Origin of the sequence: Comamonas sp. GB3 AK4-5 (assembly GCF_041320665.1) — a bacterium.
Lineage (GTDB): Bacteria > Pseudomonadota > Gammaproteobacteria > Burkholderiales > Burkholderiaceae_C > Comamonas.
Genome location: NZ_CP166730.1, coordinates 1,855,300 through 1,874,906, shown reverse-complemented (window position 1 = coordinate 1,874,906; position 19,607 = coordinate 1,855,300). Strand labels below are relative to the sequence as shown.

Annotated in this window: 16 protein-coding genes and 1 tRNA gene; 8 read left to right on the top strand and 9 right to left on the bottom strand. The window is 57.9% G+C overall.

The features are described from left to right. Positions 1–2 precede the first annotated feature (2 nt). The 4 genes from ACA027_RS08425 to ACA027_RS08410 are packed head-to-tail and all read left to right on the top strand — an operon-like array spanning position 3 to position 4,757. Positions 3–1,547 (top strand): xylose ABC transporter ATP-binding protein, encoded by a 1,545-nt coding sequence (locus ACA027_RS08425; protein WP_370681926.1) that lies wholly within the window; start codon positions 3–5, stop codon positions 1,545–1,547. A 4-nt stretch (positions 1,548–1,551) separates the two neighbouring features. Beyond that, positions 1,552–2,751, top strand: a complete 1,200-nt coding sequence (locus tag ACA027_RS08420; RefSeq protein ID WP_370681925.1) for a sugar ABC transporter permease — start codon at positions 1,552–1,554, stop codon at positions 2,749–2,751. A 4-nt stretch (positions 2,752–2,755) separates the two neighbouring features. Further along, on the top strand, positions 2,756–3,829 hold the full coding sequence (locus ACA027_RS08415; RefSeq protein WP_370681924.1) for a lactonase family protein: 1,074 nt from the start codon (positions 2,756–2,758) through the stop codon (positions 3,827–3,829). A 16-nt stretch (positions 3,830–3,845) separates the two neighbouring features. Then, on the top strand, positions 3,846–4,757 hold the full coding sequence (locus ACA027_RS08410) for an NAD-dependent epimerase/dehydratase family protein (protein WP_370681923.1): 912 nt from the start codon (positions 3,846–3,848) through the stop codon (positions 4,755–4,757). Positions 4,758–4,777: 20 nt separating this feature from the next. Here ACA027_RS08410 and ACA027_RS08405 read toward each other — a convergent pair whose 3' ends face one another. The 4 genes from ACA027_RS08405 to ACA027_RS08390 form a co-directional block, all read right to left on the bottom strand. Then, complete coding sequence (locus ACA027_RS08405; protein ID WP_370681922.1) at positions 4,778–5,818, bottom strand: LacI family DNA-binding transcriptional regulator; 1,041 nt, start codon at positions 5,816–5,818, stop codon at positions 4,778–4,780. 249 nt (positions 5,819–6,067) lie between these two features. After that, a complete protein-coding gene (locus tag ACA027_RS08400; protein ID WP_370681921.1) occupies positions 6,068–6,610 on the bottom strand; it encodes a hypothetical protein in 543 nt (180 codons plus the stop codon). A gap of 584 nt (positions 6,611–7,194) precedes the next feature. Next, positions 7,195–7,268 (bottom strand) — tRNA-Gly (locus ACA027_RS08395). Positions 7,269–7,318: 50 nt separating this feature from the next. Further along, positions 7,319–8,266 carry a pseudouridine synthase gene (locus tag ACA027_RS08390; protein WP_370681920.1) on the bottom strand — a complete coding sequence of 316 codons (948 nt, stop codon included), beginning with the start codon at positions 8,264–8,266 and terminating at the stop codon, positions 7,319–7,321. Between the two features lie 935 nt (positions 8,267–9,201). Between ACA027_RS08390 and ACA027_RS08385 the strand changes: the two genes are divergently transcribed. Then, the gene (locus ACA027_RS08385; RefSeq protein ID WP_370681919.1) at positions 9,202–9,360 is read left to right on the top strand and encodes a hypothetical protein; all 159 of its coding nucleotides are present in this window, start codon (positions 9,202–9,204) and stop codon (positions 9,358–9,360) included. 144 nt (positions 9,361–9,504) lie between these two features. On the opposite strand, the gene ACA027_RS08380 is transcribed toward ACA027_RS08385, so the two are convergent. Beyond that, positions 9,505–11,049, bottom strand: coding sequence for a methyl-accepting chemotaxis protein (locus tag ACA027_RS08380; protein ID WP_370681918.1), 1,545 nt, complete (start codon positions 11,047–11,049; stop codon positions 9,505–9,507). A gap of 967 nt (positions 11,050–12,016) precedes the next feature. Between ACA027_RS08380 and ACA027_RS08375 the strand changes: the two genes are divergently transcribed. Both ACA027_RS08375 and ACA027_RS08370 read left to right on the top strand, forming a co-directional pair. Next, positions 12,017–13,138 carry a fimbrial protein gene (locus tag ACA027_RS08375; RefSeq protein WP_370681917.1) on the top strand — a complete coding sequence of 374 codons (1,122 nt, stop codon included), beginning with the start codon at positions 12,017–12,019 and terminating at the stop codon, positions 13,136–13,138. 345 nt (positions 13,139–13,483) lie between these two features. Then, entirely contained in the window at positions 13,484–13,627 is a 144-nt protein-coding gene (locus ACA027_RS08370; RefSeq protein WP_370681916.1) for a hypothetical protein, read from the top strand. An 852-nt stretch (positions 13,628–14,479) separates the two neighbouring features. On the opposite strand, the gene ACA027_RS08365 is transcribed toward ACA027_RS08370, so the two are convergent. Then, positions 14,480–16,282 carry a DUF262 domain-containing protein gene (locus ACA027_RS08365; protein ID WP_370681915.1) on the bottom strand — a complete coding sequence of 601 codons (1,803 nt, stop codon included), beginning with the start codon at positions 16,280–16,282 and terminating at the stop codon, positions 14,480–14,482. A 302-nt stretch (positions 16,283–16,584) separates the two neighbouring features. Between ACA027_RS08365 and ACA027_RS08360 the strand changes: the two genes are divergently transcribed. Continuing rightward, positions 16,585–16,842 (top strand): antitoxin VbhA family protein, encoded by a 258-nt coding sequence (locus tag ACA027_RS08360; RefSeq protein WP_370681914.1) that lies wholly within the window; start codon positions 16,585–16,587, stop codon positions 16,840–16,842. Positions 16,843–16,884: 42 nt separating this feature from the next. Here ACA027_RS08360 and ACA027_RS08355 read toward each other — a convergent pair whose 3' ends face one another. The 3 genes from ACA027_RS08355 to ACA027_RS08345 form a co-directional block, all read right to left on the bottom strand. Beyond that, entirely contained in the window at positions 16,885–18,126 is a 1,242-nt protein-coding gene (locus ACA027_RS08355) for a type II secretion system protein GspD (protein ID WP_370681913.1), read from the bottom strand. A 119-nt stretch (positions 18,127–18,245) separates the two neighbouring features. After that, complete coding sequence (locus ACA027_RS08350; protein ID WP_370681912.1) at positions 18,246–19,316, bottom strand: zonular occludens toxin domain-containing protein; 1,071 nt, start codon at positions 19,314–19,316, stop codon at positions 18,246–18,248. A 3-nt stretch (positions 19,317–19,319) separates the two neighbouring features. Further along, positions 19,320–19,607: a DUF2523 family protein gene (locus ACA027_RS08345; RefSeq protein ID WP_370681910.1), complete on the bottom strand. Its 288-nt coding sequence runs from the start codon at positions 19,605–19,607 to the stop codon at positions 19,320–19,322.

Sequence of the window (19,607 nt, the reverse complement as noted above, 5' to 3'; positions counted from 1 at the left end):
CAATGGGCAGCAGCACCCTGCTTGAGATGCGCAACATCGAGAAGTCCTTTGCCGGCGTACGTGCGCTGGAAGGGATCAGCCTGACGGTCAACCCCGGTGAATGCCTGGGTCTGTGCGGAGAAAACGGTGCGGGCAAATCCACCCTGGTCAAAGTGCTCTCCGGGGTCTATCCCCATGGCAGTTTTGCAGGGGAAATCCTCTGGGAAGGCCAGCTGCTGCAGGCGCATTCGGTGCGTGACAGCGAGCGCGCGGGCATTGTCATCATCCACCAGGAGCTGATGCTGGTGCAGCAGCTCTCTGTGACGGAAAACATCTTCCTGGGCAACGAGATGACCAAGCCCGGCGGCCGCATGGACTACGACGCCATGCACGCCATGGCCAAAGCGCTGCTGGCCCGCCTGCACCTGACCGATGTGGATGTGACCGCGCCCGTGATGCACTACGGCAGCGGCCAGCAGCAGCTGTTCGAGATTGCCAAGGCACTCGCCAAGAATGCACGCCTGCTGATTCTGGACGAGCCGACCTCGTCGCTGTCGACCAAGGAGATCAAGGTACTGCTCTCCATCATCGAAGACCTCAAGCGCAGCGGTGTGGCCTGCATCTACATCTCGCACAAGCTCGACGAAGTCAAACAGGTATGCGAGACCATCACGGTCATCCGCGATGGCAGACATATAGGCACCTACCCGGCCGCCAATATGCGCATTGACGACATCATCACGATGATGGTGGGCCGCGAGATGAGCACTCTCTTTCCGCAGGTGGAACACCGCGTGGGCGAGGTGGTCATGGAGGCGCGCAACATCACCTGCTGGGATGCCACCAACCCCAATCGCAAGCGGGTCGACAACGTGGGATTTTCCGTGCGCCGTGGCGAGATTCTGGGCATTGCCGGCCTGGTGGGTGCGGGGCGTACGGAGATGGTGTCTGCCCTGTTTGGCGCCTACCCCGGCCGCTTCACGGCCCAGGTCGTCATGCAGGGCCATGCCGTCAAGATCGGCACGCCCACGCAGGCCATTGCCAGTGGTATTTGCCTGGTGCCTGAAGACCGCAAGCGCCACGGCATCGTGCCGCTGATGGGGGTGGGAGAGAACATCACCCTCGCCACACTGGCCCATTACGCACGCGGCATGCATGTCGACAAGAACGCGGAACACGCCGTGGTCCAGCGCGAAATCCAGCGGCTGCACATCAAGACCGCCAGCCCCTCGCTGGCGATTGCATCGCTTTCGGGCGGAAACCAGCAAAAAGCGGTGCTGACCAAGATGGTGCTGACCATGCCCAAGGTCTTGATCCTGGACGAGCCCACGCGCGGCGTGGACGTGGGCTCCAAGTACGACATCTACCAAATGATTGCCGAGCTGGCGGCAACCGGTGTGGCCATTGTGCTGGTGTCTTCCGAAATGCCGGAAATCCTGGGCATGAGCCACCGCGTCCTCGTCATGGGGGACGGCCAGCTGCGTGGCGACTTCATCAACCAAGGCTTGACCCAGGAGCGCATCCTGGCCGCCGCCATCAACGCCGAACTCAGCCGCCCTGCGGCTTGACACCATGTCGAACACATTGCCCTCTCAACTGCTCCCCAAGCGCAGCACTGGCGCACCACGTATGGACAGCCACACCATCCACCAACTGTTTATGCGCTACAAGCTGCTGGCCCTGCTGCTGGCCGTGGCGCTGATCTGGGTCTTCTTCTATGTCCAGACCGGGGGGACTTTTCTCCAGCCCAACAGCATCTCCAACCTGTTTTTGCAGATGTCGGTCACCGGCATGCTGGCCTGCGGGATGGTGTTTGTCATCATCGCGGGTGAAATCGACCTGTCGGTCGGCTCCTTGCTGGGTTTTCTGGGCGGGCTGGTCGCCATTCTCACGGTCAACCTGGGATGGAACACCTGGCTGGCCGTGGCCACGGTACTGGCCACGGGTGCGGCCATTGGGGTGGTCAACGGCTTTATCGCCACCCGCCTGCGTGTGCCCTCGTTCATTGTCGGCCTGGGTGGCATGCTGACTTTTCGCGGTCTGCTGCAGTGGGGCACCGACAGCGTGACCATTGCCCCGGTGCCGGACGAGCTCACCAACATCGCGCAGAGCTTTGTCCCCGCGTGGCTGGCCTGGTCGCTGGCAGCCGTGATCGTGGCACTGTTTGCCGGGCTGATCCTGCGCCGCCGCTACGGACATGCGCCGCAGCCGCGCACACAAACGCCCGCATGGGTGGACGGCCTCAAGCTGCTGGCCATAGCGGCATCCGCCTTGGGTTTTGTCGCCGTGCTCAACCAGGCCAATGGCGTACCGCTGCCGGTCTTGATTCTGCTGGTGCTGCTGGCCATCTTCTCTTATGTGGCCACGCAAACCGTTTTTGGCCGCCATGTCTATGCCGTGGGCGGCAATACGGAAGCCACGCGCCTGTCTGGTGTCAACGTGGACCGCGTCAAGCTGCTGGTGTTTGTGCTGATGGGCCTGATGTGCGCCTTTGCGGGCATTGTCACCACCGCGCGGGCTGCTGCGGGCTCCCCCTCTGCCGGCATGGGCGGCGAGCTCGACGCCATCTCCGCCTGCTTTATCGGCGGCACCTCGATGCGTGGCGGCTCCGGGACTGTGTATGGCGCCCTGATTGGCGCGCTGGTCATGGCCAGCCTAGACAACGGCATGCAGCAGATGAACGTCGACAGCTCCTGGCAAATGATGGTGAAAGGTGCCGTACTGGTGCTGGCCGTCTGGATCGATGTTGCAACAAGGTCTGAACGTGGCTGATCACATGACTTCTTCACACCCAAGCAGCTGCATGCTGGCCGTGGGCACCTATACCGAGGTTCTGCCCCATGTGCAGGGCAGCGGCCAGGGCATTCATCTGCTGGAATTCGACGGCGCCACCGCCAGCTTTGCGGAGCGGCAGGTGCTGCGCGACCAGCTCACCAACCCCTCCTACCTCTGTGCTGCACCCGGACGCCTGTACAGCGTTTGCGAAAAAAACCGGGAGGCCACGCTGTCGGTGTTTGCCATCGCAGCTGATGGCGTGCGTCTGCAACGCATGGGACGTTTTGCATCGCTGGGCGCCGACCCCTGCCATATCAGCATCAATCTGCAGGCCCAGCAGCTTTATGTGTCGCACTACAGCTCGGGCGAGCTGATGTGCCATACCCTGGACAGCGAAGGCCTGCCCGATGGCGTGCCGCAGGTCATTGCCCGCCAGGGCGCAGGCCCGCGCACCGACCGCCAGGGGAGATCCCATCTGCACTGCGCGACGCCATCGCCTGATGGGTCACGGGTCTATCTGTGCGACCTGGGGACCGATACGGTCGCCTGCCACCATGTGCTGCCCAACAGGCTGGAGAGCGAGCCGTGGCAAAGCCTGCAATCGCTTCCCGGCTCGGGCCCACGCCACCTGGTGCTGGCGGCAGATGGCGCACAGGCCATGGTGGTGGAAGAGCTCTCCAACACCGTGACCTTGTATGCCCTGGGAGAGCAGGCCCAGGCGCTGGCCCGGGTCAGCACACTCCCCACGGACTGGCACGGCACCAACACCGCCTCGGCCTTGCGCCTGCACCCCAACGGCGAGCTGCTGTACGCCGCCAACCGCGGCCACGACAGCATTGCGGTCTATCGCGTGCACCGTGCCGCCCCGTGGCTGGAGCCCTTGGGCTTCATCCCTGTCGGTGGCCGCACCCCGCGTGATATGGCCTTCACACCCGACGGTGCTTTTTTGCTCGTGGCTTCGCAGGACGACCATTTCATCCGCGCCCTGCAGCTCGACCTTTGCACCGGACTGCCGCAGGCACAAGGCCAGCCCTTTCGCCTGCATTCGCCCGCCTGCCTTTGCCTTCTGCCTTGAATAGAAAGCCTGTACCGTGTCCGAGCATCTCCCTCCAGCCCAGATTGTGGTCACCGGCGCCACCGGCCAAATCGGCCGCAAAGCCATCGCCCTGCTGGCACGCCAGCCCTGGTGCAAACGCCTCATCGGCATCGATGTCCAGGCCGATGCCAGCCTTTTCAGCCCCGAGCAGCGTGAGCGCCTGACCTTGGTGACCGCCGATTTGCAGCGCCCCGACCCGGCCTGGACCCACTATTTCGAAGGCAGCAATGCCGTGCTGCACCTGGCCGCCAAGCACTCCACACCCGATGCGAGTTGGGAGGATGCACTGGGCTCTTACGACATGACGCTGAACGTGCTCACGGCCGCCGCCACCTACGATGTGGGGCGCCTGGTTTTCTCCTCCTCCAACCACGCCATGGGCGGCTACAAGGATCTGCCGCTGGCCGCATCCATGGGGCCTGGCAAGCTGACCGCCCATACCAAGCCTGCGCCTGGTACGCGCTGGTTCGATGGCCAGCGCGAGGTCCACTCCCTCGCCTATGGCACGTCCAAAGTCATGGGCGAGCGGCTGTGCCGCGCCTATTCCGCCGTCACACAGGGCCGGCTCTCCACCGTGGCCTTGCGCATAGGCTGGGCCTTGCCGGGAGACAACGACCCGCGCGACATCACTTACTCCGGTGTGGCACACCAGCACGCGCCAGAGAGCCAAGCCCTCGACGAAGCCAGCCTGCATGCCCTGCAGTGGTTTCGTGGCATGTGGCTGTCCAATCACGATCTGGAACGCCTGCTGATCGCGGCATTGACGGCCGATGCAGCCCGTTGGCCATGCGGCAACGTCATCGTCAACGGCGTGTCGGCCAACCACGGCAGCGTCTGGGATGTGGTGGCCGGGCGCGACAGCATTGGCTATGCCCCCCAGGACGATGTGCAAGCGCATCTGCGTTGATGCGCCCAGAAAAAATGGGCTTATTCGCCTCTGTCCCAGCCCTTGCCCGGTGCCCGGGTTGAATCGCGCACCATGATCTCGTAGCCCAAGGTTCGCACACGGGCCTGGGGTTCGCGCGCGGCCAATTGCTCCACTGCCGCATAGGCCATGGCCCGTATAGGCTGGCGCAAGGTGGTCAGCTTGGGCCAGGTCTGGCGCGACAGCGGTGTGTCGTCATAGCCCACCACGGACAGCGCCTCGGGCACCGGCAGGCCGCGCGCATGCGCGGCATACAGCACGCCTGCGGCCATATCGTCGTTGGCCGCAAAAATGGCACTCGGCCGGTCGTCCACATCCAGCAGCTGCTGCCCGCACTCCACCCCGGAGTCAAAGGAATGCATGCCCTGCGCTACGAGGCCCTCGTCAAACACCAGGCCGGCAGCCTCCAGGGCATCACGGTAGCCCAGCAAACGCTCCCCCACTGCGCCATGGTCAGGATGTCCGGCCACAAAGCCAATGCGGCGATGGCCCAGCTCCAGCAAATACAGCGTCATGTCTCGCGCTGCAGCGCGGTCGTCCGTGCCGACTTCCAGGCCTTTGATGCAGGGCGTGCTGGGAGCCAGACGCACATAGAGCATATCGCCCTGGTCCAGGATGTCGATCAACGCACGCAGATCCGACAACGGGGGCGTCAGCAGCAAGCCCGCACAGGCATGCAAGCGCGCGGCCTGCACTATGCCGGCCGCCACATCAGGCGCACGGTAGTCACAGGGGTGCAGCAGCAAGCTGTAGAAGTGCTGCTTGCACGCATCCAGCGCACCGTGCTGGACATTGATCAGATAGTTGTCGCTGGGGTTGTCGTAGACCAGCATGAGCAGGTCCGAGCGCTTGCTGGCCAGCCGGCGGGCTGCGGGATTGGGCTGGTACTTCAGGGCAGCCATGGCGGCCACCACTTTCGCACGGGTCTTCTCGCTGATATTGGGCTCGTTGTTGAGCACACGTGACACCGTCTTGATGGACACGCCGGCCTCGGCTGCCACCTCGTTGACCGTCACCGCCCTTTTTTCCCCGCTGCTTGTCATGCTTGAGCTCTCATTGATCCGGATCGACACAGAGGACTGCGCAACACCCATGCCCCGCCGGCCTTGCACCGGCCGTACGCAGTCCCAGTCTACCGGAGGCCCTATACAGGAGAGCCCCGTGACAACCACTATCGAAAAGCGAGCACTCTATTCTGGTAGTGCCTCAGCCTCACTCTCAATACAGTGGGCAAATGAGACACCATAAGCACAGAGCGCTCATCTTTTCATTCAGTGCAGCAGCACAGTGCATTATTTCAAGCTGGGGAGTCCGGGGACACTCTTGACCATTTTTTGATAGGTCTCGTTATCCAGCCTCAGAAAGGTGAAGCTTTCACCCGGCCGAGTAAAGCGGATCGCCAAAATATTTTTACCGTCTTTGTACACCGTGGTTTTGTAATCCTTTACTTCTTTGATTACCTCCACTTTCTCTGGCCCGCCGCCTTCCGAGGACTTCCTCTTGAAAGACTTCATGGTGAATATTTTATTTTTCTCGTTGAATTCCCAAGTGTAGTACTCAAAATGCTCAGACTCAGGCTTGCCATTTTTCTTATTCATCGTCATGTAGTTCAGCCCTGAGTGATTGGGCAGAAACAAGGCGAGGTAAAAAATCTCAATGGCTTCATCCTCAGTTGCGCCCCAAGCCCCATACAGCTCTTTGGTCTTGACGGTCTCTGCGATCTCCAGACCTGCGACCTTTTCATTGTGTGCGCCGACAGTAGAATTCGACAACGTCCCACAAGCGACAAGCAAAAAGCTCACCAGGACCATCAGCCCTCTAGTAATTAATTTCATTTATCACACCTCTCCCGATGATTGAATACCCACAAGCTTGATGAAAATTCTTTTTCTGCGTAAAGCGTACACAGTGCAATTCAAAATTTTCAAGGCGGTATGCGTTGCAGCCATTCTCCGGCCCACGCAGCAGCGACCATATCATCCACCCGCGAGATAAAAATACCCTGCCACATCAATCAGGGCATATTTCATCAATGGGGAGCTATTGATAAAAAATGATGGCATAGAAAGGGCTTGCAGGCACCGCCCTTTTCGGCTCGGTAAGGCCTCACTACCGCGCCCAAACACCTGATGATGGGCATACACCACAAAGCCAGTTGCACGGCAAAGCTACACCCACCGTGGAGCACAGGCCTACGGACTCTTTGCAGCGCACGGGCACAAAATCAGGAGAGGTTTTAGCGATTGGGGAGCAACTTGCACGTCGGTTGCCCGTGCCTGGATGCAGGCTGAGTGCGCAAACAAGATAGCGAGTCAACAAGCACGGTGTGGCTGTTGACTCGCTATCTTGTTTGGGAGGGTGCGAAGTACTTCGCCTTGCTGCTGCCGGACCGTGCAACACGGCTGGCATGGGAGAAAAGTGGAGCGGGCGATGGGAATCGAACCCACGTTATTTGCTTGGGAAGCAAGAGTCCTACCATTGAACGACGCCCGCGAACTCGCAAATTATAGGCACAGCCAGCAGCCCGCCTGCCGCTGCGCCCGTTATTTTTCACCCGCGATAACCCCAGTGCCAGTCACAGCAGGCAAAGCGCGCAATTGCCGGCGACTTGCAAAGCAATGCTCCGCACCGGTGACCGGATCGACAAACTCCAGTTGGCGCGCCAGCAGCTGCAGCGGGCGCGAGAAATCACCCTCCTCCGCATCACAGACCTGGGGATACAGCGCATCCCCCCACAGCCCCAAGCCCAGCGCCGCCATATGCACACGCAGCTGATGGCGCTTGCCACTGACAGGGTGCAAACGATAGCGCCCCCACTGCGCGTTGTGCTCCAGCACCTCGATGCGCGTGCTGCTGTTTGCGGCACCCGGCACCTCATGCATGCGAATGAAATCGCCACTGGGCTCCATCCGGCTGCTGTGCACATACGGAAACTGCAGCTGCGATGACCACGGCGCCACCGCCTCATAGGTTTTGTGCACCTGCCTGTCGCGGAAAAGCGCCTGGTAGGCGCCCCGGTCTTCCCGCCGCACCGAGAACAGCACCACACCCGCCGTATCCCTGTCTATGCGGTGCACGGGCGACAAATCCGGCAGCCCCAGCTCCCGCTTCAGCCGCACCAGCAACGTGTTTTGCAAATAACAGCCGCCCGGCGTCACCGGCAGAAAATGCGGCTTGTCTGCCACCACGATATGGGCGTCCTGGTAGAGCAACTGCGCCTCAAAAGGCACGACGGGCTCGCTCTCCACCTCACGGTAGTAGTAGATGCGCACACCCGGCATGAATCGCGTGTCTGCCGCGACGCAGACACCATGCTCATCCACCACCTCGCCCTGGGCCATGCGCCTCAACCAGTCCGCACGCGCCACCAGGGGCAGGCGCTGCACCAGATAGTCCAGCACCACGCCTTGCCCTTGCGAGGGCAGCACCACGCAACTGGGCTTGACGCCCCCACGCACCGGCAACACCCGAGGATCATGCGTGTTGTACACCCTCACTCCCTTTGAACATCAGCCAGACCCGCACCTACTGCGCTTGCAGCACAGACGCACCGCACCACACCGCGACCTCAAACAAAAAGCCTGCCACCAATGAAGTAGCAGGCTTTGAAATTTTTGGTGAGCCCCACGAGATTCCAGCGCGCAGCCCAGGGATGAAAAATTCACACCACAACCCAATATCCATACGGCTTACAGCAGGTTTATGTGGATATTTTACCCCGTTGCAGCCAAGCATTGAGGCGGCTTGCTCGGCCTGATGCCCACGGGAATCTGAAGCGGCACATCGCTGTAGATGCCAAGAGCATCCTGCAGGCAATCCTCGTCGGCGGCAGCAACAGGCACGACACCCTGCTGCCCAAACCATGCATGGGCACCATTCCAGCCACTGCGGGTCGACCAGGGCGGACACGCAAGCTGCGGGCAAAGCTGCAGACCGGCAAGGCTACGGCGGGCAGCGCTGCCGTGGATCTCCAAAGCGATTGAGCCTCCACGCAACAGGGCTGGAATTGGCTGCAACCATCCTCTGCCTATGCTCCGTGGAGAGCAGATGTGGGCCGCGCTAGGTACACTCCCGAGCGATTGACCTGCGACAAGAACGCAGGGCCTTCAGCAAAGGCCACAACGCAGCCTGCGTGGCCTTTGCTGATGGTGTGACTGGCAGTTGCCCGCCAGCAAGCCGTGAAAGTCAGCGTCTCTCTTGACTGAGTGCAACCAAGCCGGGGCTCACACGGCGACCATCTTCTGTTCCAGTCGGGCAAGGGCCTTGCGCGTAAAACACCGGCTTTTGCCTCCTCAATGGCTGCGCGCCACCCAGCCTCACGCACCCCGCAGCTCCCACAGCATCGCGCCGTTACAATTTTCTGTTTCAGTTTGATACAGATTGGCCGATAAACAGTAGGTTAACGGCAGAGTGCGAGGAGACACCCATGAGGCGATGCATCATCAAAGTTGCAGGTGCGTATTACACGGCACTGTTTCCCAGTACCTGCGCGGCGCTTGAAGATGCCATGAAACGCTTTCCGAAAGCGGCTGCGATCAGTGTCAGAACCGTGCAGCAACTGCATCGCAGCCCCCTGCTGCGCTGACCACGCGCGCTCTCGGGGCCTTGTCTAGGCCCCCTAGCTTTCCCAAGCCCGCCAAGTGCGGGCTTTTTGCTGTCCATGAGCGACCGGCCCGATCCCACCCAGGCGTGGCCGGCGATGCCCGCTCACCAGTTGCCGTAGACCTGGTCAGTGAAATACGCCGACCGCCTCTACCAGGCGCTGAGTTTGGCTTTCCAGGCTTTGTGCAGCGGCAGTGTTTTGCTCGACCAGGGCCGCATTTTGCTGCGTGATGGAGTCCATCTGGCCAACGGATTGGCTGGCCTCCAAAATGCCATCCCGCTGCTCGCGCGTGGCCGCGCTGATCTCGGTGATCAAATTGGAAACTTGCTGCACCTGGTGCACGATGGATTCAATCTCCGCCTGCGTGCTGGCCACGAGGCTGCTGCCATTTTGAATCTTGCCCACGCAAGCACCAATCAGTGTTTTGATTTCTTTGGCAGCGGTCGCGCTACGCTGCGCCAAGGTTCGCACTTCGGCCGCAACCACCGCAAAGCCGCGCCCTTGTTCACCTGCGCGCGCGGCCTCCACGGCGGCATTCAGGGCCAGGATATTGGTTTGGAATGCAATAGAGTCGATGGTGCCAATGATGTCGTGCATGCGCTGGGAGCTGGAGGAGATTTCCGCCATCACTTCGGAGACTTTGTGCATGGCTTCCCCGCCCTGATTGGCGGTGGCAGACGATTTGTGCGCCAACTGCGTAGCCTGCGCCGAGGTGCCGGTGTTGTTCTCGACGGTGCTGGTCATTTGCTCCATAAAAGACGCTGTTTGCTGCACGCTGGCGGCAGAACGCTCCGTGCGTTCGCTTAAATCGAGGTTTCCTCTTGCAATTTCTTCCACGGCAGTGCGCACATTCAGCACCTGGTGGCTGACATCGTCAATCAACCAGCGAAACATCAGGCCCAGTTGGCTGATGGTGCGCATGGTTGTTCCAATCTCATCCACGCGGTCGATATTCAGAGCGGCTCGGCTATTCCCGGTGGCCACATCCAGCGCTTGCTGGCGCAAGCGTTCAATGGGGTATGCAAACTGCCTCTCCAACAGCACACAGCCTGCGGCAAATATGCAGGTGATCGCACCCGCAAGACTGTATCCCTCTGCGCTGCCCCCCTCCAGCACCAACACAGCGCCAACGGCAGGCAGCCACAGCCCCGCGATGTTGAGGCGAACGCGTGTGCGCACCGACATCAGCTTGCCGGCCGAGAAAATTTTGGCGAGCCCATTGCCCACCACGATGCCTTTGTAAATGCGTCTACCCTTCGCCTTGCCCGCCTGCATGGCCGCGTACAGTGCGCCGGCAGCCTGGGTTTCTTGCGCGCTGGGCTTGGTGCGCACCGACATATAGCCCTTCACAACACCGTTGCGCACGATAGGGATGGCGTTGGCGCGCACCCAGTAAAAATCACCATTTTTTCGACGATTTTTGACCAACGCACTCCAGGGCTCACCCGCTTTGAGCGTGGCCCACATGTCTGCAAATGCCTCTGACGGCATGTCTGGGTGGCGCACGATGTTGTGCGGTTGGCTCTGCAGCTCTTTCAGCGTATAGCCGCTGGCACTGACGAATGCAGCGTTGGCATAGCTGATATGGCTTTGCGGGTCGGTGGTGGACATCAACGTCGCGTTGTCCTCCATCACGTATTCATTATTGGTAACCGGCTGATTGTTGCGCATAAGCGTTCCCTGCCCTCATTCAGAGCCTAATTGCCGTGCGACCCGTAGCAGAGCTGCAAACGCATGAGGGTTCAGCAAGCTCTGTCAAAGGTTTGTGGGCTGTTTTTTATAAAACGACAACTTTCGTTTCGCTACTTACCAAAAATACAGCTTATTTACATTTACCCACATCAAATGTAGGAGGCTTTCCCTATGAGACTAAGGAAGTCTTTGAGTTTTTCCTTAAAAAAACGGGCTGAGACGGTGCTGGCTTTGGTATAGAGAGGGCCATTTCGACCCGCGAGCCGGGCAGCTCCATGGCCGATCATGGTTGCAGCACTGGGCGGCAAGGGCCATTCCCCACAGGGCCACAAGCCCATACCCTGTGCAACGCAGCACTCCCCGCCCCGCACTGCAGCCAGCGCATCGGCCGGCTCTGATCCGTGAGCTGGGCACTGCACGGATTTAGCCGGCAGACCCCTCATCCTGATTCGCAGAGCTTTGAGAGCCGCTCACACGCCCCAGCAAATCGAAGATTTGCGTTTGAGACGAGTCGCGAAGTCGCAGGCAGTACAGAGGAGGAACAACAAGACGAAGCAACGACGTATCAAGGCTTGTGTTAGCGGGTCTTTGCCCCCGCTCCGGCGGCAAGACACCAACCCAGGACCGCCTTTGACCGCCTGGTGCCAAGGCGCACGGACAACACGGAAAGCTGCAAGATCAAGTGACCGTCAAACCCGCCAGTGGTATGCACCCAGGCTTGAGCCGCTCCTCACGCCTCTGAAAGCAGCCGGCTTCTGACGAAGCTGCATTGCCTCATAGCGGTTTTTTATGCGAAAAGTGCTTGACGCTTTGCATAAAACATTTTTAAAAATATTTCTTCTTATATTCTTCCCTTCATAAACTATAGGAATAATCCTAGAAACTTTTTCACACCCTACAGTAAAATAAAATAAAAATACTGCATTCCAAAATTTTTAAGGTAGCCATGAGCAAGTATCATTACCGCTTCATATTGAAATATATTTTCCTTTTATTTGTTTTTAATATTTTGGCATTCCATTCCATCAATACCCATGCCCAGCCTTACTGCTCTTCTAATGGAGCACTGGTCTCAAACGGCTGGAAAATGAGTCCTCCAGGCAGTAGTTTTACAAATGGCCAGGTTATAGGTTCAACAAGGGCCAGTATTACCTACTCGATGCCAATACCTCAGAATGCCCCAATTATTACAGCTGGAGGCTTGAATGCTTTGAACCACGATTATGATGCAGTGCCAATGCCACAGACCCCAGGGGTCGGAGTCAGAGTGAAGTGGGGCGGTCATTACACGACCTCCAGCATTAATGTCAGTCTGCAATATCCGCCAGGAGCAATTCTTACAAAAATAAGCTGGCAGAACATCTTCAAAGCCACCGCACGCAGCAGTTTCTCAGTTATTTTTTACTATGACTACGAAATTGTCATTATTGACAAAGACAAATACAAGGGCGGGAAATTAATTATTACCGACTCAAACCGTGTTATAGCAATCACATCCACGGCAAGACCGGGACTGGACCCTCAACAATGCTATGGAGGCGGCGTCAATCTTATGACTGCCGTGACCAATGAGCTGAATGTTCCGGAGTTACCAGAGCCAGCAATACCGACCTGCGCCTCAGCTGATATTTCGTTGAACGCAAAAATGAATTCCATCAATGCCTCCCAAATCGCAGCGTATGGAAGCAGCAGAAACAGCGGTACAGCAGGAGAATTATATTTTCGGCTCATTGGCCGAAACTGCCCAAAGGGCACCGTCATCAATGCCTATTTCACCGATGCTCGATCACCCTCTGCATCAAATAACTACCTAAACTCGTCCAACCAATCTGTTGGTGTTCGCCTGTATTACGACCAAAGCCAGACACCCATACAGTTTGGACCAGCACCTGTTGGCTCTACATTGCCATCACGCCCGCCAATTACAGAAGGCCCTGTGACAGTTGCCATGGGTAATCTTTACATACCGATTACTGCACAATATGTACGGCTTCCCAACGCGGAAGCAGGTGCTGTGAAGGCTGGCGATATGCAGGCAGCCACCACAGTGTCTTTTGTGTACGACTAGCAAAAAAGCCTTGCCTGTCAGGAGCCACCCAAAGCCTTCCCCCTCTCCTCCATTGGCATTCCAGCCCGCCCGGCACAAGCCCCGCGCGGGCTTTGTTTTTCTGGGCAGCACACCCGGCACCCCGCCCCATGACTGGCATCCAGGCAGCGGGCTGCAACACACATTTCTGCCAAGCACATGCATGTATTCACCCGGTCCTGCCACAGAACAACGCAATGCCAGGAACGAGGCTCAACAACTGCCTCGACGCTCCGAGCATTGCGAAGTCAACGGCTTCAACGCTTCAGACGTTAGACAAAGACAGCACAACGGCAATCCGTGCCGCGCGACTCAAAGGAATCAGCCATGACTTTTCTTTCCGCCGCCATCCAGTACCAAGCTACCCAGCAGGACAACACCCCCATGCCCGCCCCTCGCTCACCCGAGGAAGTACTACACCTGCTGGCCCAAGAGCCCCCACAAGGTGAATACAGCGTAGATGCCTTCTGAGCATTCCACCGCCAAACGACCGACCGCCCATTGAGGCGGTTTTTTCTTGCCGCCAGCTGCATCAAAAAGCCTGCACGGATGCACCCACACTCAACCTGCGCACCCACGCATCACACCGCACAAAGAGGCAGACGGCAGCCTACCCAAACCACAGGCCCACACCGCGATCACGCCACTCTGGCAAAAGACCTTCTCTCAAGTGCAGAAGATTCCTGCCGCGGGAATAAAACGAAAAAAGCGCTACAGCTTTTGTAGCTGTAGCGCTTGTATTCTTTGGTGGGTCCTACGAGATTCGAACTCGTGACCAACGGATTAAAAGTCCGCGCGATAAACCTGCATTACGCCGCTATATCCAGCAAAAACAATGACTTGTATGAATTACAACAGCAATAGGCAAGCATTATCCCGCTATCCCGTCGACAGTTTGTTGACGCTGGTGGTCTTCTTTCAGAACGCCTGCGGCGGGCCCGTCTTACAGGGCGCGCAGCAAGTGCCTTGCTCTGCGTGCAACGAGCTACGCGGCCGACTCCTTTGCGATCACCGCCGCCGCGACACGCCAGTGGCTCATCAACCGCCAAGACCATGGCAACGGCGGGCGCGCTGGTGATGCTGCGCCCTAAGCACTGGGCACGTTGCGCGACAAAAAATGCGCATGGGGAAGCCTCCCCATACCCCCCGGGTTGCAAGCTACTCTAGGACAGACCTACAGCCGCCGCAGATCGACCAGAAGTTGCGCCTTCACAGCCTCTATTGCTGGGCCGCAAGCTATGAACTCGCATATATGCGGGGCTCCAGCCAGCTTACTTCCCGCCAGCTCCGAAACCGCATGCTGGCATGCCCCCTGTTCGAAACCTACATGCCTGCGAGGAATCGCTTGAAAAGTTCTCCGTACTGCGCTGTGGGAATCTCTGAAAGCTGGTTGCCATGACGAACGAAAAATGCACCATTAAAGTTAGAGGGCTCATCCTGGGCGTGAGTTTCAAACACAAAAATAGTCTTGTCGTAATACCTGACCGACTTCACATTGCGCGCAACGTAGTCGCGCAGAGGCTCCGACAACCCCGATGTCTTGATCTTGGTAGTAAGTTCCATGAACAGATCATCAAGGGATTTACCCAGCGCTTTCGCCTCATGCTCAACGCCAGTGATAAAGAATCTATCGAAGGGTGTTGGGCTGACCCCATACAGCGTGGACACTCGTTGCGCGTCAGCAGACGTATCAGCAACACCAACCAGCACGTACCCTCGAACGCCCTTACGGATATTTGCGATGCCGACGAGGGTCTTTAGGATCTTGTCAAAGCTGTCATCATCAAAGGCACTCTTGCCATCAAGGCGAAGGAAGCCTTGCTTGAAGTCGTAGGCACCTTGTTCGGTGTATGACTGCGTGAGGATGTTCTCCATTTGCGTGATCCAGCGCACTCGGGCGGGATCGTAACCCTTGGACGGTACGAATGCTGCACCATAGACGCCTGATGCGGCATTTATGGATTTTTCGCGGTCTTCAGCACCCCAGCGCCCACCTTCCGGTACGGTGATTTGCTTACCACTTCCGTCCATCAACTTAATCATTTGATCTTGATCAACGACCTCTTGGTTCTGGACGACGATGAGTTTGTGCAGAGCCAAAAAGACGACCTGAAAGTAGCGCGGAGCCCTCGGCGGCTGCTCACCAAAAAGCAGTTGGCCGAGCGTCTTATTGCTCCGGCTTAAGGTCACTTTGAGTTGATCTAAAACGCGCTGGAAGTCCGACGTAACAACTTCCACCGTATGCTTCTGCATAGCCAGCTCGACTTGCTCATACCTTTGCTGAGTACCCTCACCCTCACTGTAGCCAAAGAAGTCGTCCAGTACTTCGCTGCGAGAGGGTGGTTTGGTATCGAGGATCATGAAGGCAAGGACATCTGCGATGACTTCTTCATCACGCGACTCGCGTACCTGTTCCTTTGTCAGCACCCCTTGTTTGATCCAGAATACCCCATCGACATCGATACCGTACTCAAGCTCTTTGTTTGTTATAGAGATCTTCTTCATCTCGTTCAGCGGTAACTCATCAGACGATGAAACATCGCCTCGCACCTTTGAAGCAATGTAGCGCACGGCCTGAGCAAAGTGCCCGGTACTACCGGCAATCCGGAGTTCCTGACGTGAAAGTTTACGGCCACCCGAGTTGATCCGACGAAACACCTCATCCACATCGCCATCGCCAGAAAATTCATAGATCGACAGCGGGATGGTGTACGCAGCTATCGCAACACAAGCCTCTCGAGACAAAATCGGCTCACGTTGCTTGATAGCACCCGCATCCAGCAGTGCTTTCGTTTCGGCCATCGTATTCAGATCGAAGAAAGAACCGTTGACGGCATACTCGTTTTCGATAAACCCGAAAACTGCATTCAACCGCTGCATCCCATCAATAATTTCGAACAATCCTTGGTCGGGGATGCTTTTACGTTCAGCGAGGAGAACTATTGGCACCGGATACCCTGAAAGTAAGGAGTCGATAAAGCGACGCTTTTCATCCAATGTCCAGACCAACTTGCGCTGATATCGCCGGTTGACGATGTAACGCCAAGCTTGATAGTTTCCGAAGATCCGCTCCACCGACTCTCCCTTGACGGTGAGATCCTGCCGAGATTTTTGTGTATCGACCATTGAACTTCCTTTGAATTAGCTTGTAAGCGTAGCTCATTACGGAGCACAGCCAACTACTACCAACGATCAACCGCTGCACCGATCACTGATGTAAATTAGCTACTGACCTTGCATTTTTATGGATTGGTTGCTAATGCATGTTGTATGTGGAACTCGGCGCCTATGTCGGGGAAAGTCGGCCGACCGCAGTGGGGCTTGAGCCGCCATCTACGGCACTTGGTCATGACCAAATTTCTAAAACGTAAAGACAACCTACATGACTATGGCTTGCAGGTTTCGCAGGCTCTGTAAGATCATTACCCATGGCAGGCATCACACGAAGCAGCCTTACGAATACGCCACTTTTGCATCCGGATGTCGATCCAATGATTGTCACCACCTCGACCGATACTCCCATCACCGATACCGAGCAGCGCCGCAAGCGCCAGAATGCAGTCGACCATGCACGTGCTTCCGTGTACCTGGAAGGGTTTGAGCCGTCCGAGGCCTGCGAGCAGCAAGCCGCCCAGCTTATAGCTGGTGAAATCGACCTTACCGAGTTCGTGAAGCCGACACGCTGAATTTGTCTTGCTTGGTCATGACCAAATTTCCTACATGACCTGCTACTTCACACGCTGCGCCTGCAGCACAAGTAAGACCTCGGTACCAGTCGACTCATGACCCCTGGTGTGCAAGAAGTTTGGCAGGAACGAAAGCCCATCGCGGCTGCTGGAGGTCTTGTCCTCAGCAAGGCCGCCCAGCACGATCACATCACCGTCCTGCAGGCCTACCTTGGTCTTCAGCTCTCGCTTGGTCAGCGTCGGGCTGTTGTTCACGCCAGTGGTGGTCTTGATGAAGTCCGAAAGTTGCTGGCTGATCGCCATTTCAATCACAGCATCCCGCACCGTGGGCCTGATGTCGAAGATCACGCCCGAGCTGCGGTACTCGACCGATTGCACGGCCTGGCCCGCCCCTTGCGGGAATGACAGTGCGCCCAGCACGGGAACATCCTGGCCGACTGAAAACACCCCACGTGCGCCTGACTGGATGCGCAGTGATGGCGATGAAATCACCTTGAAACGGCTATCTGTCTCCAGCATGGAATACACAGCATCCAGCGCGGTGTTTTTGAGCTGAATGAAGTTGCCCAGGTTGCCTACGGCCGAGCCGACACCCAGATTGAGCTTGCCGCCCAAGAGGTTCGCCAACAGTCCAAAAGCCGAGCCTGATTTGTCGGTACGGCTGACCTCGTAGACCACGCCGCGCACCAGCACTTCGCCAGTGGCCACATCGATTTGCGGCAACAACTCCTGCAGCTTCTCTATCTCGGGCTGGGTACTCGAGAACAGCAACACATCGGCATCCTGGTCGATCAACGCGGCGGCCGAGCCATTGGGTACATTCCCTTCCGGCATCGACTGACCCGAAGCGCGAATGCTGCGATTAACTGAAAACGCACCTTTGAACAACGGAGCCAACACGCGCGCCAGGTACGCCACGTCGCGGTATTGCGGTCGGTAGAGATGCAAACGTGTTTCGGGCGGTGGAGCCTCTTCGGCTTTGCGCTTGCGCACAAAGTCCACGCCGCCCTTGCTCTCCGAGGTGTAGCCAAGGCTTTCCAGAAAACCACTCACAAAGGTCTGCAGATCACCTTGCCCGTGCTTGTAGCGGAAGGACACCTGCCGGGTATCGCCCAGCACCTCTGGATCAAGCACATAGGGCGTGCTCATGACCTCGCCATAGAGCAGCTGCAGCACCTCAGACACATTCGCGCCCTGCAGATCAAAGCTGGCAGCCATGGGCGCAGCCTGCGCCGGCTGGGTCAGCGCTGCCGCCAAACACGCAGCCGCAAGGTATTGATACATGCGCTTTGCAGCGCCCTGCAGACCTCGCGTAGTAATAGTAGCAATAGCACTACTACTATTACTACCGCCTCCTGAATGGTGACAATTCACCAACCTGGCCAGGCTCAATCTGTCGCCAATCATTCCTGTCCCTTTCGACTGGAAGGAGCGCTACCACTCCAAGCCGTCACTCTCTGCCCGTCCACCTCGCCCACCATCACCGCGCCGGTGTTCACGAAGGCCGATGGATGCTCCAGGCGAATGCGCCCGCCTTGGCCTTCTATGACCACGAAATGCTTGCCCTGGGCCTGAAATGTGCCGACCAGGCGCCAGACGCCAGAAACTTGGGCACCACCATCTGGTTGCGCTGAATTTATCTTGGGACTGCTGCCGGGAGCAGCCTGTGGGAGCGCTGAAACTGTCTTGCCGGGCTCGCTTTTTCCATCTACCACCTTGGCCCGCGTGCCATTGAAGAAGCCCAGGATGGTGTAAACGCCCCAGCCGAACAGCACTACCACGCCCACGGCCAGCAACCACAGCTTGGGATTGCGCAGCACGTTCTGGCGGCTGTCCACCTGCAGCTCTTTACCCGTGCCTCCGGTGTAGCTGCTGTACAGCGGAAATATCTCGGTGTCGTAGCGCTTGTTCTCGACCGACACCCGCCCTTTGGCCGAGAGCTTGTAGCCCTCCCACATTTCGACGCGGTAGGTCTTTTGCCAGCCCAATGTTTTGATCTTGGTGGTGCGAAATGTGACCTCGACCACCACGCGTAACGTGCGGTGTAGGTCGGTAATGTCCTGCACCATCAGCACCAAGTCACAGCAGACCTTGGTATCGGGATGGACGAAGTGCCGATGCTCACGGAAGAACACCTTGTGCTCGGGCAACAGCTTGCAGTCGGTGCCCCAGAAGCGCCAAGCCTCGTCAATGCAGATGATGTCGCCGGGCTTGCAGAAGGTATCCACGTCCTGGCCATGCGGCAAAAAGCTGGCCTTGGGCACATCGTCATTGGTGCAATGCACGACCTCGCCAAGCTGCTCCATGGGTACGCTGAATTTGTCTTGGCAGTAGGCCCGAATGGCATCGCTGTCGATGCCATCCACATTGGTGACCACGCGACGCCCTGCTTTGACGGCAGGCACGATCACCGAGGACACGCATTCATAGGATTTGCCCGAGCCCATCAGGCCGGTGTAGGTGTTGATGGGCATGGCTTATCCAATCACCGGCATGCGACGGATGATGAAGCGTGCGGCGTAGGCCGACACCAGGGCCGAGATGCCCATGGGAAGCTGGAACGCATCGAGAAAGAACCAGGTTCCCGCTGTGATGCCTGACAGCGTGCCATTGATAGAGCTGGCATTGGGCAGCAAGGCGGCGATGAAGCCCACGAATTCGCTAGTGATGAAGTACAGCGCAAAGAACAGCACGAACTTGATCAGTAGCGAACGGAACACCCAACCCAGGATGGAATTCAGGGCGGAAAGCAGGATGCCAAACAT

Bases quoted from the DNA above. Each gene is read 5' to 3' on its own strand.
- ACA027_RS08425 (WP_370681926.1), top strand. From the start codon at position 3: ATGGGCAGCAGCACCCTGCTTGAGATGCGCAACATCGAGAAGTCCTTT.
- ACA027_RS08420 (WP_370681925.1), top strand. From the start codon at position 1,552: ATGTCGAACACATTGCCCTCTCAACTGCTCCCCAAGCGCAGCACTGGC.
- ACA027_RS08415 (WP_370681924.1), top strand. From the start codon at position 2,756: ATGACTTCTTCACACCCAAGCAGCTGCATGCTGGCCGTGGGCACCTAT.
- ACA027_RS08405 (WP_370681922.1), bottom strand. From the start codon at position 5,818: ATGACAAGCAGCGGGGAAAAAAGGGCGGTGACGGTCAACGAGGTGGCA.
- ACA027_RS08400 (WP_370681921.1), bottom strand. From the start codon at position 6,610: ATGAAATTAATTACTAGAGGGCTGATGGTCCTGGTGAGCTTTTTGCTT.
- ACA027_RS08385 (WP_370681919.1), top strand. From the start codon at position 9,202: ATGAGGCGATGCATCATCAAAGTTGCAGGTGCGTATTACACGGCACTG.
- ACA027_RS08380 (WP_370681918.1), bottom strand. From the start codon at position 11,049: ATGCGCAACAATCAGCCGGTTACCAATAATGAATACGTGATGGAGGAC.
- ACA027_RS08375 (WP_370681917.1), top strand. From the start codon at position 12,017: ATGAGCAAGTATCATTACCGCTTCATATTGAAATATATTTTCCTTTTA.
- ACA027_RS08370 (WP_370681916.1), top strand. From the start codon at position 13,484: ATGACTTTTCTTTCCGCCGCCATCCAGTACCAAGCTACCCAGCAGGAC.
- ACA027_RS08365 (WP_370681915.1), bottom strand. From the start codon at position 16,282: ATGGTCGATACACAAAAATCTCGGCAGGATCTCACCGTCAAGGGAGAG.
- ACA027_RS08360 (WP_370681914.1), top strand. From the start codon at position 16,585: ATGGCAGGCATCACACGAAGCAGCCTTACGAATACGCCACTTTTGCAT.
- ACA027_RS08355 (WP_370681913.1), bottom strand. From the start codon at position 18,126: ATGTATCAATACCTTGCGGCTGCGTGTTTGGCGGCAGCGCTGACCCAG.
- ACA027_RS08350 (WP_370681912.1), bottom strand. From the start codon at position 19,316: ATGCCCATCAACACCTACACCGGCCTGATGGGCTCGGGCAAATCCTAT.
- ACA027_RS08345 (WP_370681910.1), bottom strand. From the start codon at position 19,607: ATGTTTGGCATCCTGCTTTCCGCCCTGAATTCCATCCTGGGTTGGGTG.